We start from the raw sequence: 13,782 nt of genomic DNA, 5'->3' as shown, positions 1-13,782 counted from the left end.
GTTTTGCCTGATTTGCAGCAGGGCGGGAATGTGTAACAGGGCTTGGGCGGCGCGAGTGGTAAAATCGAAAGCTTTGTAATCCTTATTGCCGGGGCCGGCATAACCAGTTTGTTGGCACCCCTTTTGTGAGTTTTCAATGAGCCAATCGCCCGTCCAAGATTCATCCCTGGCCAACGCCATACGCGTACTAGCCATGGATGCGGTTCAACAAGCCAATTCCGGACACCCCGGAGCCCCCATGGGCATGGCGGACATCGCCGAAGCGCTGTGGACCCGCCATCTGCGCCACAATCCCTCCGATCCGGCCTGGGCCAACCGCGACCGCTTCGTTTTGTCCAACGGCCACGGGTCGATGCTCATTTATGCCTTGTTGCATCTTAGCGGCTACGACCTGCCTATCGAAGAGCTCAAGAACTTCAGGCAACTGCACTCGCGCACGCCGGGCCACCCCGAAGTAGGCATTACGGCCGGCGTCGAAACCACCACGGGCCCGCTGGGCCAGGGCTTGGGCAATGCTGTGGGCATGGCCCTGGCCGAAGCCTTGCTCGCCAAAGAGTTCAACCGCGAAGGCCACGATGTGGTCGACCATTACACCTATGCCTTCGTGGGCGACGGCTGCCTCATGGAAGGCGTGTCGCACGAAGCCTGCTCGCTGGCCGGTACGCTCAAGCTGTCCAAGCTTATTGTCTTCTACGACGACAACGGCATCTCCATCGACGGCAAGGTCGAGAACTGGTTCGCCGACGATACCCCGGCCCGTTTCGAAAGCTACGGCTGGAACGTCCTGCGCGATGTCGACGGCCATAGCGTGGCCGCGGTCGACCTGGCCATCCAGAAAGCCAAGGCATCGGCGGCGCAAAACAACGGCCCTACGCTGATTTGCTGCCGCACCATCATCGGCAAGGGCGCGCCCAGCGCCGCCGGTAGCGAGAAAGTACACGGTTCTCCTTTGGGCGCCGACGAGATCGCGGCAACTCGTGCCGCGTTGGGCTGGTCCGACGCGCCTTTCGTTATCCCCGCGCATATTTACCAGCGCTGGGACGGCAAGGTCAAGGGCCAGTTGTGGCAGTCCGAGTGGCAGTCCGGCTTCAGCAGCTATGCCAAGGCCTATCCCGAACTGGCGGCCGAGTTCACGCGCCGCATGCAGGGCGACTTGCCCGCGGCGTTTGCAGAACAGGCGGCGGCGTTCATTGCAGCCACAGCCGAAAAGGCCGAAACCGTCGCCAGCCGCAAGGCATCGCAGTTTGCCATTACAGCGTTCGCCGAGCTCCTGCCCGAATTCCTGGGCGGGTCGGCCGACCTGACCGGCTCCAACTTCACCGACTGGAAGGGCGTTGCCCCGGTACGCGCCGGCGCGCAGGGCCTGCAATTCGGCCGCCATATCAATTACGGCGTGCGCGAATTCGGCATGGCCGCCGTCATGAACGGCATTGCGCTGCATGGCGGCTACCTGCCTTTTGGCGGCACCTTCCTTACCTTCTCCGATTATTCGCGCAATGCCATCCGCATGGCTTCGCTCATGAAGCAGCGCGTGGTGCATGTGTTTACGCACGACTCCATCGGCCTGGGCGAAGACGGCCCGACGCACCAGTCCATCGAACACGCGGCCAGCTTGCGCCTGATTCCCAATTTGCATGTATGGCGTCCTTGCGACACCACTGAAACCGCGGTGGCATGGCAGCAGGCCGTCCAGCGCCCCGCCAGCATCGGCATGCAGGTGCGCGAGGGCGGGCCAAGCGCCTTGCTGCTGTCGCGCCAGAACCTGCCTTTCGTGGCGCGCGACAAAGCCGCCATCCAGGCCATTGAGCGCGGCGGCTACGTGCTGCGCGACGCCGACAACGCCAAGGCCATCATCATCGCCACCGGTTCGGAAGTCGGCCTGGCTTTGGCCGCTCAAGAGCAACTGGCGCAAAAGGGTATAGCAGTGCGCGTGGTTTCCATGCCTTGCACCAATGTTTTCGACGCCCAGGACTCCCAATGGCGCGATACCGTGCTGCCCAAGGGGCTGCCGCGCGTCGCGGTCGAGGCGGGCACGACTGGCGGCTGGTACAAGTACGTTGGCCTGGACGGCGCCGTGGTCGGCATCGACACCTATGGCGAATCCGCGCCTGCCGGCGTCCTATTCAAGCATTTTGGGTTGACTGCCGAGAAAGTCGCAGCAGCCGTCGAACAGATTTTGTAAAACAGGAGAGTAACAATGGCAATTCGCGTAGCAATCAACGGTTATGGCCGTATCGGGCGCAATATCTTGCGCGCTCATTACGAAGACGGCAAGAAGCACGATATTGAAATCGTGGCCATCAACGACCTTGGCGACCCCAAGACCAATGCGCACCTGACTCGTTACGACACCGCCCATGGCCGGTTCCCCGGCACGGTTGAAGTCGACGGCGACTACATGGTGGTCAATGGCGACCGCATCCGGGTCCTGGCCAGCCGCAACCCCGCCGACCTGCCCTGGGGCGAGCTGGGCGTGGACGTGGTGCTGGAATGCACGGGCTTGTTCACCACCAAGGAAAAGGCCGGCGCGCACCTCAAGGGCGGCGCCAAGAAAGTCATTATTTCCGCGCCGGGCGGCAAAGATGTCGACGCCACCATTGTTTACGGCGTCAACCACAATGTGCTCAAGGCCAGCGACACGGTCATTTCCAATGCTTCGTGCACCACTAACTGCCTGGCCCCGCTGGTGCAGCCGCTGCACGAAAAACTGGGTCTGCTCAATGGCTTGATGACCACCATCCACGCCTACACGAACGACCAGGTTCTAAGCGACGTCTATCACTCCGACCTGCGCCGCGCGCGCTCGGCCACGCAAAACATGATCCCCACCAAGACCGGTGCGGCTTCGGCTGTTGGCCTGGTGCTGCCTGAACTGAATGGCAAGCTCGACGGCTACGCCATGCGTGTTCCGACCATCAATGTTTCCATCGTCGACCTTACGTTCGTTGCCGGACGCGAGACTTCGGTGGAAGAGGTCAATGCCATCCTGAAGCAGGCCGCCGCCCAGGGCCCGCTCAAGGGTATTCTGGACTACAGCGAAGAGCCGCTGGTGTCGTCCGACTACAACCATACGGCCGTGTCCAGCACAGTGGATGCCGGCATGACCAAGGTCTCGGGCAATCTGGTCAAGGTCTGCTCGTGGTACGACAACGAGTGGGGCTTCTCCAACCGCATGCTCGATACCACTGTGGCGCTGGTATCGGCCAAGTAAGTTCAGTTGTGTGCAGATCAAGGGCGGGGTATCCCGCCCTTGTTTTGCCGCCGGGCCGCCCCAAGGCAAAAAGCGCCCCCTCGGGGGGCAGCAAGCCGCGTAGCGGTGCGGCGTGGGGGTATGTTTTGCCGCCGGGCCGCCCCAAGGCAAAAAGCGCCCCCTCGGGGGGCAGCAAGCCGCGTAGCGGTATATTTTTCCGCCGCCATTGTTTTTCATCATTCCAATTTGATCTTTATGTCTACTGTCAAAACCCTTAGCGCCCTGGCCAAGTCGGATCTTCTGGCCGGCAAACGCGTATTCATCCGTTCCGACCTGAACGTGCCGTTCAACGAGGCGGGGCAAATTTCCGAAGACACGCGCGTGCGTGCCTCGGTGCCGGCCATACGCCTGGCGCTGGACGCGGGAGCGGCCGTCATGGTCACGTCCCACCTGGGCCGTCCGACCGAAGGCGTTGTGGCTCCTGCCGACACACTGGCCCCCGTTGCCGCGCGCCTGAGCCAACTGCTGGGCATGCCGGTAAACCTGGTCAAGGATTGGGTCGACGGCGGATTTTCGGTTGAACCCGGCCAGGTCGTGCTGCTGGAAAACTGCCGTTGCAATGTTGGCGAAAAGAAAAACGACGAAGCCTTGTCGCGCAAGATGGCTGCGCTGTGCGACGTGTACGTCAATGATGCCTTCGGGACGGCGCATCGCGCCGAAGCCACTACTTACGGCATCGCCCGCTTTGCGCCGGTTGCTTGCGCCGGTCCTTTGCTCGAGGCCGAGCTGGACGCGTTGGGCCGAGCCTTGAAAGAACCCAAGCGGCCCATGGTGGCCATTGTGGGCGGATCCAAAGTCTCGTCCAAGCTTTCCATATTGCAGGCGCTGGCCGGCAAGGTCGACCAATTGGTGGTGGGCGGCGGCATTGCCAACACTTTCATGCTGGCCAAGGGGCTGGGCATCGGCAAGTCGCTGGCCGAGCCGGAGCAGGCCACCCAAGCCACCACGGTAATCGAAATCATGGAAAAGCGCGGCGCCGGCGTGCCGATTCCCGTCGATGTGGTTTGCGCCAAGTCGTTCGGGGCCGATGCCGCCGCAACGACCAAGCCCGCCACCGAGGTCGCCCAGGACGACATGATTCTGGACATCGGCCCGCAAACGGCCCAGGTACTGGCCGATATCCTGAAGCAAGCTGGTACGATAGTATGGAATGGCCCGGTCGGCGTGTTCGAGTTCGACGCTTTCGAGCACGGCACTGAAACTATCGCCAAGGCCATTGCGCAGTCCGAAGCGTTTTCCATTGCCGGCGGCGGCGACACCCTGGCAGCCATCGCCAAGTACGGCATTGCCGACCAAGTAGGCTATATCTCGACCGGCGGCGGCGCCTTCCTGGAATTCCTCGAAGGCAAGACCTTGCCCGCTGTCGATATCTTGCAGCAGCGCGCCCAGGGGTAAGCCGGCAGGCGCAAATCCGGCCTTTGGGCCGGAGCATCCCAAACGCAAAGCGTATGTTTTGTCTTAGCTTTAGGAATTAGCAATCATGATGGAATCGTCCCGTTTGATCCGCCGTCATCCAGACGATTTGCTCGTTGGCCTGGTGTCGATTTCCGACCGGGCCTCCAGCGGTATTTATGAAGACCAGGGCATCCCAGGCTTGCAGCAGTGGCTGAATGGCGCGCTGCTTCAGCCGCCGCAATTTGCGACGCGCCTGGTCCCAGACGAAACCGAGGCCATTTCGGCCGCCTTGGTCGAACTGATCGACGCCGTGGGCTGCGACCTGGTTCTGACCACCGGCGGCACCGGCCCGGCGCGGCGCGACGTCACCCCGGAGGCGACTTTAGCGGTCGCCACCAAAGAAATGCCGGGTTTTGGCGAGCAGATGCGCCAGATCAGCCTGAAGTTCGTGCCCACGGCCATTCTGTCGCGGCAAATGGCGGTACTGCGCGAGATCGACGGGCATGCCGCGCTGATCATCAACTTGCCGGGCCAGCCCAAGGCCATCCGGGAAACCCTTGAAGGCCTGAAAGACAGCGAAGGCAAATCGCTGGTCCCGGGCATTTTTGCCGCCGTGCCGTATTGCATCGACTTGATCGGCGGCCCATATATTGAAACCCGCGAGGAAGTCGTCAAGGCTTTCCGGCCCAAGTCGGCGGTACGCGCGCCCAAGGTCTGATCGCGCGGCACAAGCCCCGTTGCGCATTCGGGTAAAATGGCGCTAATCCCTTATTAATTGATTCCAGGAGTCTTTTCATGGCCCTAGTTTCCATGCGTCAGTTGCTCGATCATGCAGCCGAAAATGGTTATGGTATTCCCGCTTTTAACGTCAACAACCTGGAACAGGTTCAGGCCATCATGGAAGCGGCTGCCGAAACCGATAGTCCGGTCATCATGCAGGCTTCGGCCGGCGCCCGCAAATACGCCGGTGAAGGCTTTCTGAAGCTGCTTATCCAGGCTGCTGTCGACACCTATCCAAACCTGCCCGTGGTCATGCACCAAGACCACGGCCAGTCGCCCGCCATTTGCCAGGGCGCCATCGACCTGGGTTTTTCCAGCGTCATGATGGACGGCTCGCTCAAGGAAGACGGCAAGTCCATTGCCGAGTACGAATACAACCTGGATGTCACCCGCCGCGTGGTGCAAATGGCGCACAAAGTGGGCGTTACGGTAGAGGGCGAACTGGGCTGCCTGGGCTCGCTTGAAACCATGCAGGGCGACAAAGAAGACGGCCATGGCGCCGACGGCAAGCTCACTATGGAGCAATTGCTTACCGACCCAGAACAGGCCGCCGACTTCGTGCGCCAGACTCAGCTTGATGCCCTGGCCATCGCCATCGGCACCAGCCACGGCGCATACAAGTTCTCGCGCAAGCCCACCGGCGACATCCTGTCGATTTCCCGCATCAAGGAAATCCACCAGCGCTTGCCCAATACCCACCTGGTCATGCACGGCAGCTCCAGCGTGCCGCAAGACTTGCTGGCTGAAATCCGCCAGTTCGGCGGCGACATGAAAGAAACCTACGGCGTACCTGTCGAAGAAATCCAGGAAGCCATCAAGTTCGGTGTGCGCAAGGTCAATATCGATACCGATATCCGCCTGGCAATGACCGGCGCCATCCGCCGCTTCATGGCCGAAAACCCCTCCAAGTTCGACCCGCGCGAATACCTCAAGCCGGCTCGCCTGGCAGCCAAGGAAATCTGCAAGCAGCGCTACGAGCAGTTCGGCACGGCCGGCAACGCCAGCAAGATCAAGGCTATTCCCCTGGACGAAATGGCGCAGCGTTATGCCGCAGGCAAGCTGGCCCAGGTGGTGCAGTAAATGCAGGCCTTGCATCAATCAAGCATTACGTCTCTGCCGCTGCTGGGTCGAGGCAAGGTTCGCGATATGTATGCCGTGGGCGACGACAAACTGCTTATCGTGGCCTCCGACCGTATTTCGGCTTTCGACGTCATTTTGGACGATCCCATTCCCGGCAAGGGCCAGGTGCTTACGGAACTTACCGAGTTCTGGCTGAAAAGGCTGGCCCATGTGCTGCCCAACCACTCCACGGGCATCGACCCGTGCGATGTCGTCGCTGCCAACGAGCGCGAACAGGTGGTGGGCAGGGCAGTGGTAGTCAAGCGTCTCAAGCCCATCATGGTCGAGGCCGTGGCGCGCGGCTATCTTATTGGTTCTGGCTGGAAAGACTACCAGGCCACAGGTTCGGTGTGCGGCATAGCGCTGCCAGCCGGCCTGAAACAGGCCAGCCGCCTGCCCGAACCCATCTTCACGCCGGCCGCCAAGGCCGAACTCGGCTCCCATGATGAAAACGTGGACTTTGCCCATGTAGTGGCCGAAGTGGGCCAGGACATGGCCGAAGAAATACGCCGCATTACGCTACAGCTATATTCCGAAGCCGCCGCGTTTGCGGCGACCAAGGGCATTATCATTGCCGACACCAAGTTCGAATTCGGGCTTGACGACCAGGGACGCTTGCATCTTATGGACGAGGTCCTGACGCCGGACTCCTCGCGCTTCTGGCCCGCCTCCGGCTACGCCGAAGGCATCAGCCCCCCATCGTTCGACAAGCAATTCGTGCGCGACTGGCTCGAAACCCAGGACTGGGCCAAGACACCTCCCGCGCCCCGCCTGCCGGCCGACGTGCTGGAGAAAACCGCGGCAAAGTACCGCGAAGCCCTGACACGCTTGACCGCGTAGGAGGCAGCATGGCAGCCACAGACACACAAGCCGCAGCGTCTCCCATGGTAGGAATCATCATGGGTTCGTCCAGCGACTGGGACATCATGAAGAATGCAGCCGCCATGCTCGAAGACTTCGGCGTGGCGCACGAGCTGCGCGTTATTTCCGCGCATCGCATGCCGCAGGACATGGCCGATTACGGCGCGGCGGCTGCCGGGCGCGGCCTGCGGGCCATTATTGCGGGCGCAGGCGGCGCGGCGCATCTGCCGGGCATGATGGCGGCGCTTACGCCGGTTCCGGTCTTCGGCGTGCCCGTGCCCTCCAAGTATCTGCGCGGCGAAGACTCCCTGCTTTCCATTGTGCAGATGCCCAAGGGCGTGCCGGTTGCCACCTTCGCCATCGGCGAGGCCGGCGCGGCCAACGCCGCCTTGCACGTCATTGCGTGCCTGGCCACAACCGACGCGGCTTTGCGCGGCAAGCTCGAAGCCTTTCGCGCCCGGCAAACCGAGGCAGCGCGCGCCATGGAAGTGCCTCCTCGCGTCCCGCTTTGACGTTGGTCGGTGGGGCGTGCTGCCCGCTTGTTCTCTTTACTGAATGTTTTCCGGATTAGTTATGAATAGACTTGCCAGCTCTTTTTCGATTGTGCCGGGCAATTGGCTGGGCATCGTCGGCGGCGGGCAGTTGGGGCGTATGTTTTGCCATGCGGCGCAAAGTCTGGGGTACAAAGTGGCCGTGCTCGATCCCGCGGCACCGTGCCCGGCCGGAGTGGCCGCCGACTTGCATATTCAGGCCGGCTACGATGACGTAGGTGCGCTTGACCGCCTGTCCGCCTTGTGCCAGGCTGTTACGACAGAGTTCGAGAATGTGCCGGCGGCCAGCCTTGAAAGGCTGGCGCTGAACAGCCGTGTTTGTCCGGCGGCGGAGGCCGTTGCCATTGTGCAGGATCGCCTTAGCGAAAAAGCCTTCATCCAGGGCTTGGGCGTGCCGGTGGCGCCGCATGCGCCTGTGTGCAGCGCAGCCGACTTGGCCGCCGTACCCAATACCTTGTTCCCAGGCATTCTTAAAGTCGCTCGCATGGGTTACGACGGCAAGGGGCAAGCCAGGGTGGCCACGCGCGAGGAAGCGGCACAGGCCTTTGCCGAGTTCAAGAATACGGACTGTGTGCTCGAAGCCCTGATGCCGCTGGATTTCGAAATTTCCGTTGTCATGGCGCGCGGGCTTGACGGTTCGTGCGTGGCGTATGCACCTGCCCTCAACGAGCACAGGGACGGTATTCTGGCCGTTTCCACGGTGCCGCAGCAAACTGTCGAAACGCAACAGGCGCTGTATGAGCAGGCTTTCGAGGCCGCGATGAAAATCGCCCAAGGCCTGGGCTACTGCGGCGTCTTGTGCGTTGAGTTCTTCGTGTTGCAAGACGGCAGCCTGGTCGTCAACGAGATCGCGCCGCGCCCTCACAATAGCGGCCATTACACCCTGAACGCCTGCGTCAGCAGCCAGTTCGAACAACAGGCGCGGGCCATGGCGGGGCTGCCGTTGGGCAGTACGGCCAATCTGTGTTCCTGCGTCATGCTGAACATTCTTGGCGATGTCTGGTTCGATGAGGCTGGCATGCAACGCGAGCCCGACTGGGCGGCCTTGCTGGCGGTCCCCAATGCCAAGCTGCATTTATACGGCAAGGCCGAAGCGCGGCGGGGCCGCAAAATGGGCCATGTCAATGTACTGGGCGGCACGCTCGACCAAGCCCGCGAAGCCGCGGCTCGCGTTGCGCATATTCTGGGCATCCGGTTTTAAGGCATGGGAAACTCCCTACAAGACGATGCAGCCAGCGCGGCGGAAATAGAGCGGGCTGCGGGCCGCCTTATTGCCGGCGGCCTGGTCGCGTTTCCCACTGAAACCGTCTATGGCCTGGGCGGCGATGCCGAGAACCCGCAAGCGATCGAGCGTATTTATGCGGCCAAGGGCCGTCCATCGAATCATCCGGTCATTGTGCATTTGGCGCCGCAAGCCGATATCGGCTACTGGGTGCGCTCGGTCCCGCCGCAGGCCCGCCTGCTTATCGATGCTTTTTGGCCGGGCCCGCTTACTTTGATATTGCCGCGTGCCGCGCATATTCCAAGCGCGGTCAGTGGCGGCCAGGACAGCATAGGCCTGCGTTGCCCTTCGCATCCGGTGGCGCAAGCGCTGCTGCGCGAGTTTGCCCGCCGCAAGCCCAACGGGCAGGGTGGGGTCGCGGCCCCTTCGGCCAATAAGTTCGGCCAGGTGTCGCCGACTCGGGCCGAACATGTGCGCGCCGAGTTTCCCGAGCTGCTCGGCGACGAGTTGCAGGTACTGGAGGGTGGGCAGTCCGAGGTGGGCATCGAATCGACGATTCTGGATCTATCGCGCCTGGAACAGGGCGTCGGGCCCGTGCTGTTGCGGCCCGGACATGTATCAGCGGTTCAGCTTGCCCAGGTGCTGGGCATGGAAATTGCGGGTGCCGATGCCGCCGCGCCGCGAGTATCGGGCTCGTTGAAAGCGCATTATGCGCCGCGTACTCCATTACTGTTGTTGGCGCGCGAGCAACTGCTTGGACAGGCCGAACAGGCCGCCAGGGCTGGGCAACGCGTTGCCGCCGTGCTTTTCAATGTGGCCGGTTTGCCTGTGGTGGAGGGCGTGGATTGGGTAGCGGCAGCCAGCGACCCCAAGGTCTATGCCAGTGAACTTTACGCCTTGTTGCGCCGGCTGGATCGGGGCGGCTACAACTGCATTTTGCTTGAGCAACCGCCGCAGGGCGCAGCTTGGCTGGCGGTGAACGACCGCATTGGCCGCGCCGCCGCCGCTTTTCTTTGAGCGTGAAAAAACACCCCCTCGGGGGGGCACCAAACCGCGCAGCGGTGAAGTGTGGGGGCCATCTTTCGCCGCCGGGCCGCCCCAAGGCGAAAGGCGCCCCCTCGGGGGATGAGACCGGACATAGGGCAGTCCCTGCGGACTGCCCTATGCCTGTCGAATCGGAGCGGCTTGCAAGCCGCGAGGTGGACAGCAAGACGCCTAGCGTCGCAGCGTGGGGGCCTTTCCTCTCTACACGCCCAGATAGCGAGTAAGCAAATCCGTTTGCTGCGAGAGCGTGGCGCTGTCCTTTTCTTCGACCACCCGGCCTTTTTCCAGGACGACACAGCGGTCCGTGTTGGCCAGGACCTTGCGGTAGTTGCGGTCGACGATCAGGGTAGATACGCCCGTGCTGCGGATGGCGCCAATGATGCGCCAGATTTCGGCAATGATAAGCGGGGCCAGCCCTTCGGTGGCTTCGTCCAGGATCAGGACGTCGGGGTTGGTCATGAGCGCGCGGCCGATGGCCAGCATTTGCTGCTCGCCGCCCGAGAGCTGTTGCCCGCCGTGCGAGAGCCGCTCGGTCAGGCGCGGAAAGGTCTGGAGCACGCGTTCATAGGTCCAGTCCTGGCGCCCGCCGAAGCCGGGCCTGGCCGCCACCAGCAGGTTTTCACGCACATCAAGGTTCGGAAATATGCCGCGCCCTTCAGGCACGTACGCCACGCCCAGCTTGGCCACTTGATGCGGCTGGGCGCGCGAGCAGTTCTTGCCGCGCACCGTGATGCTGCCGCGGGTGGCCGTCACATGGCCCAGTACCGTGCGGATCAGTGTGCTTTTGCCCATGCCGTTGCGGCCCAGCAGGCCAATGGACTCGCCCGCATTGATGTGCAGGTCGACCCCGTGCAGGATGTGGCTTTCGCCGTAGTACGTATGCAGCCCTTGAGCCTGTATCAAAGCGCTCATTCGTCTTCTCCGAGATAGGCTATTTGGACTTGGGGATCGTTGCGGATGATGTCGGGGCTGCCGTGTGCGATGACGGCGCCGTTAACCATCACGGTAATGATGTCTGAAATCTTGAAAACGGCATCCATGTCGTGCTCGACCAGCAAGATGGCCAGGTCGGACTTGAGCGAAGCCAGCAGGGCCAGCATGCGTTCGGTCTCTTCGGGCCCCATGCCGGCCAGCGGCTCGTCCAGCAGCAGCACGGTGGGGTGGGTGGCCAGGCCCATGGCAATTTCCAGCTGGCGCTTGCCGCCGTGCGAAAGCAGGCCGGCAATGCGGCCGCTATGCGCTTCCAGCCCGGCCAGCGACAAGGCGCGGTCGGCCGCTTCGTTGCTGAACTTGCAGTGTGTCGAGGCAGTCCAGCTCCAGAACTTCTGGTGATTGGCCTGGGCCGCCAGGCGGCAGTTTTCGTGCACGGTCAGGCTGGGGAAAATGGTGGTGCGCTGATAGCTGCGCCCAAGGCCTGCGCGGGCGCGCCGGGGCTGGGGCCAGGCCGTGATATTGGCCTGTTTCATGAAGATGGTGCCTTCGTTGGGCGCAAGCTCGCCCGACAAAATGCTGACCAGCGTGGACTTGCCGGCGCCATTGGTGCCGATGACCGCATGCACCGCGCCCAGGGGCAGGTCGATGGAGACATCGTCGATGGCGGTCAGGCCGCCGAAGCGGCGGGTGATGTTTTTCGCGGATAAAAGTATTTGACTCATGGTTGCCGCCTAGTGCCCGGCCGTGGCCGTTGAAGACGCCGTCGGTTTGCTGCGGCGTGCGCGCCATTGATCGGGAATGCCGGTCAGCCCCTTGGGCAATATGGCGACCAGCGCAATAATGGCCAGGCCGAAGGTTAAATGCCAGTGCGTGGCGATGTCGCCCAGCAAAGCCTGGGACTGAAAGGCTTCTTGCAGCAGCGTCAGCGCAATGGCGCCGATGATGGCGCCCCACAGCGGGCCGGTGCCGCCCAGGATGACCATCAGCAGCACCAGGCCCGATTGTTCCCAGGCCAGCAGTTCGGGATTGACGTAGCCGTCCTTGACCGCATACAGCACGCCCGCGATGCCGCCCAGCCCGCCTGCGATGATGTAGGCCGCCAGCTTGTAGCGGAAGGTGGAATAGCCCGCGGCGCGCATGCGCTGTTCGTTGACGCGTATGCCGGTGAGCGCGGCGCCGAACCGCGAACGCATGAGCAGGGCCAGGAAGCCCCAGGTCAACAGCAGAAGGGCCAGCGTGAACAAATAAAAGGCGTAGGGCGTGTCGATATTGAGCAGGACGGTATCGCCCACGCGCCATTCGGGGCGGAAGTACATATAGATGCCGTCGGTGCCGCCGCCCAGCTTGGTGTCGTGAAAGACGTAGTACGCCATCTGGGCAAAGGCCAGCGTGACCATGATGAAGTAGATGCCCTTGGTGCGCAGGCACAGCGCGCCGGTGACGGCGGCGTAGATCATGGCCGCGACGATGGCGGCGGGCAGCAGGAAGAAGAAATTGCCTGCGCCCGACTCGGGCGAGATCAGCGTGACCGTGTAGGCGGCAATGCCGAAGAACGCCGCATGCCCCAGGCTGACCAGGCCGGTGCCGCCCACCAGCAATTGCAGGCTAAGGGCGAAGAGCGAATAGATCATCATCTTGATGACCAGGCTGATGTAGTAGTCGCTGGCGGCCATGGGTATCAGCGCGACCAGGCACACCAGCGCCAGCAGAAGTGCAGCGCGTAGAGAGAATCGCATACGTTAGCCTTGCTTGAAGAGCCCTTCGGGCTTGAATAGTAGTATGACGGCCATGAGCACGTAGACCATCACCCCCGCCGCGGCGGGAAAGAATATTTGCCCGAACGTGTCGACGAAGCCGACCAGCATCGAGGCCAGGAATGCGCCCTTGATGGAGCCGATGCCGCCGATCACCACGACGACAAAACAGATAATGAGCACGGCATTGCCCATGCCGGGATAGACCGATGAAACCGGGGCGGCAATGGCGCCGGCCAAGGCGGCCAGGGCGACGCCGATGGCGAACACGATGCGGAACAGGCGGTTGATGTCGATGCCCAGCGAACTGATCATTTCGCGGTTGCTGGCACCGGCGCGTATCATCATGCCCAGGCGGGTGCGGCTTAGCACCCAATACAACAGCCCGGCCACCAACAGGCACACAGCCGAGATGAACAGGCGATAGACCGGATAGGTCATGACGTCGCTAAGCGGAATGGAACCGGCCAGCCAGGCGGGCGCGGCGACGCCGTGCACGTCGTTGCCGATGATGATGCTGCGCAGTTCTTCGAACACCAGGATAAGCCCGTAGGTCATGAGCACCTGCTGCAGGTGTTCGCGGGTATAGAGAAAACTGTAGAAAACCCATTCAAGGAAATAGCCCAGCACCGTCGCCAGGACGATGCAGGCCAGGACCGTTACGACAAACCCCCCGCCCAGATACTGGGCGACCAGAGGTTGCAGAGCGAAGGCCATATAGGCCCCGATCATGTAAAAACTGCCATGTGCCAGATTGATAATGCCCATGATGCCGAAAATGAGCGTCAACCCGCTGGCAACCAGGAATAACAGCAACCCGTATTGCACGGCGTTAAGGCACTGGATCAGGAAAATGATCGGGTCCACAATGCG

At 62.2% G+C, this 13,782-nt stretch carries 13 protein-coding genes; 9 read left to right on the top strand and 4 right to left on the bottom strand.

The features are described 5' to 3' along the window. The first annotated feature begins 136 nt into the window (after positions 1 to 136). The 9 genes from tkt (at position 137) to DFR37_RS11445 (ending at position 10,195) form a co-directional block, all read left to right on the top strand. Positions 137 to 2,182: a transketolase gene (gene tkt / locus DFR37_RS11490; protein WP_113933373.1), complete on the top strand. Its 2,046-nt coding sequence runs from the start codon at positions 137 to 139 to the stop codon at positions 2,180 to 2,182. 15 nt (positions 2,183 to 2,197) lie between these two features. After that, positions 2,198 to 3,211: a type I glyceraldehyde-3-phosphate dehydrogenase gene (gene gap / locus DFR37_RS11485; protein WP_113933372.1), complete on the top strand. Its 1,014-nt coding sequence runs from the start codon at positions 2,198 to 2,200 to the stop codon at positions 3,209 to 3,211. A 234-nt stretch (positions 3,212 to 3,445) separates the two neighbouring features. Continuing rightward, positions 3,446 to 4,645, top strand: coding sequence for a phosphoglycerate kinase (locus DFR37_RS11475; protein WP_113933370.1), 1,200 nt, complete (start codon positions 3,446 to 3,448; stop codon positions 4,643 to 4,645). An 85-nt stretch (positions 4,646 to 4,730) separates the two neighbouring features. After that, entirely contained in the window at positions 4,731 to 5,363 is a 633-nt protein-coding gene (gene mog, locus DFR37_RS11470; RefSeq protein ID WP_113933369.1) for a molybdopterin adenylyltransferase, read from the top strand. A gap of 77 nt (positions 5,364 to 5,440) precedes the next feature. Then, complete coding sequence (fba, locus tag DFR37_RS11465) at positions 5,441 to 6,505, top strand: class II fructose-bisphosphate aldolase (protein WP_113933368.1); 1,065 nt, start codon at positions 5,441 to 5,443, stop codon at positions 6,503 to 6,505. After that, positions 6,506 to 7,384: a phosphoribosylaminoimidazolesuccinocarboxamide synthase gene (locus DFR37_RS11460; RefSeq protein ID WP_113933367.1), complete on the top strand. Its 879-nt coding sequence runs from the start codon at positions 6,506 to 6,508 to the stop codon at positions 7,382 to 7,384. Positions 7,385 to 7,392: 8 nt separating this feature from the next. Continuing rightward, positions 7,393 to 7,917, top strand: coding sequence for a 5-(carboxyamino)imidazole ribonucleotide mutase (gene purE, locus DFR37_RS11455; protein WP_170139890.1), 525 nt, complete (start codon positions 7,393 to 7,395; stop codon positions 7,915 to 7,917). 61 nt (positions 7,918 to 7,978) lie between these two features. Next, entirely contained in the window at positions 7,979 to 9,157 is a 1,179-nt protein-coding gene (locus DFR37_RS11450) for a 5-(carboxyamino)imidazole ribonucleotide synthase (protein ID WP_113933366.1), read from the top strand. A gap of 3 nt (positions 9,158 to 9,160) precedes the next feature. Further along, on the top strand, positions 9,161 to 10,195 hold the full coding sequence (locus DFR37_RS11445) for an L-threonylcarbamoyladenylate synthase (protein ID WP_113933365.1): 1,035 nt from the start codon (positions 9,161 to 9,163) through the stop codon (positions 10,193 to 10,195). A gap of 228 nt (positions 10,196 to 10,423) precedes the next feature. Here DFR37_RS11445 and DFR37_RS11440 read toward each other — a convergent pair whose 3' ends face one another. From DFR37_RS11440 to DFR37_RS11425, 4 genes are read right to left on the bottom strand one after another with little or no spacing between them, the layout of a single operon-like run. Then, on the bottom strand, positions 10,424 to 11,134 hold the full coding sequence (locus DFR37_RS11440; RefSeq protein ID WP_113933364.1) for an ABC transporter ATP-binding protein: 711 nt from the start codon (positions 11,132 to 11,134) through the stop codon (positions 10,424 to 10,426). Beyond that, entirely contained in the window at positions 11,131 to 11,877 is a 747-nt protein-coding gene (locus DFR37_RS11435; protein ID WP_113933363.1) for an ABC transporter ATP-binding protein, read from the bottom strand. The genes DFR37_RS11440 and DFR37_RS11435 overlap by 4 nt, the downstream gene beginning before the upstream one ends. Before the next feature lie 9 nt (positions 11,878 to 11,886). Then, positions 11,887 to 12,891, bottom strand: coding sequence for a branched-chain amino acid ABC transporter permease (locus DFR37_RS11430; RefSeq protein ID WP_113933362.1), 1,005 nt, complete (start codon positions 12,889 to 12,891; stop codon positions 11,887 to 11,889). Between the two features lie 3 nt (positions 12,892 to 12,894). Continuing rightward, a complete protein-coding gene (locus tag DFR37_RS11425; protein WP_113933361.1) occupies positions 12,895 to 13,776 on the bottom strand; it encodes a branched-chain amino acid ABC transporter permease in 882 nt (293 codons plus the stop codon). Positions 13,777 to 13,782 lie beyond the last annotated feature (6 nt).

Origin of the sequence: Eoetvoesiella caeni (assembly GCF_003315175.1) — a bacterium.
GTDB classification, from domain to species: domain Bacteria; phylum Pseudomonadota; class Gammaproteobacteria; order Burkholderiales; family Burkholderiaceae_B; genus Eoetvoesia; species Eoetvoesia caeni.
The sequence above is the reverse complement of the archived record's forward strand: the minus strand, read 5'-3'. Positions and strand labels throughout refer to the sequence as shown.

Excerpts from the sequence above, each read along its gene's own strand:
- DFR37_RS11435 (WP_113933363.1), bottom strand. The coding sequence starts at position 11,877 with ATGAGTCAAATACTTTTATCCGCGAAAAACATCACCCGCCGCTTCGGC.
- fba (WP_113933368.1), top strand. The coding sequence starts at position 5,441 with ATGGCCCTAGTTTCCATGCGTCAGTTGCTCGATCATGCAGCCGAAAAT.
- DFR37_RS11460 (WP_113933367.1), top strand. The coding sequence starts at position 6,506 with ATGCAGGCCTTGCATCAATCAAGCATTACGTCTCTGCCGCTGCTGGGT.
- DFR37_RS11445 (WP_113933365.1), top strand. The coding sequence starts at position 9,161 with ATGGGAAACTCCCTACAAGACGATGCAGCCAGCGCGGCGGAAATAGAG.
- DFR37_RS11430 (WP_113933362.1), bottom strand. The coding sequence starts at position 12,891 with ATGCGATTCTCTCTACGCGCTGCACTTCTGCTGGCGCTGGTGTGCCTG.
- DFR37_RS11475 (WP_113933370.1), top strand. The coding sequence starts at position 3,446 with ATGTCTACTGTCAAAACCCTTAGCGCCCTGGCCAAGTCGGATCTTCTG.
- tkt (WP_113933373.1), top strand. The coding sequence starts at position 137 with ATGAGCCAATCGCCCGTCCAAGATTCATCCCTGGCCAACGCCATACGC.
- DFR37_RS11450 (WP_113933366.1), top strand. The coding sequence starts at position 7,979 with ATGAATAGACTTGCCAGCTCTTTTTCGATTGTGCCGGGCAATTGGCTG.
- purE (WP_170139890.1), top strand. The coding sequence starts at position 7,393 with ATGGCAGCCACAGACACACAAGCCGCAGCGTCTCCCATGGTAGGAATC.
- DFR37_RS11440 (WP_113933364.1), bottom strand. The coding sequence starts at position 11,134 with ATGAGCGCTTTGATACAGGCTCAAGGGCTGCATACGTACTACGGCGAA.
- gap (WP_113933372.1), top strand. The coding sequence starts at position 2,198 with ATGGCAATTCGCGTAGCAATCAACGGTTATGGCCGTATCGGGCGCAAT.
- mog (WP_113933369.1), top strand. The coding sequence starts at position 4,731 with ATGATGGAATCGTCCCGTTTGATCCGCCGTCATCCAGACGATTTGCTC.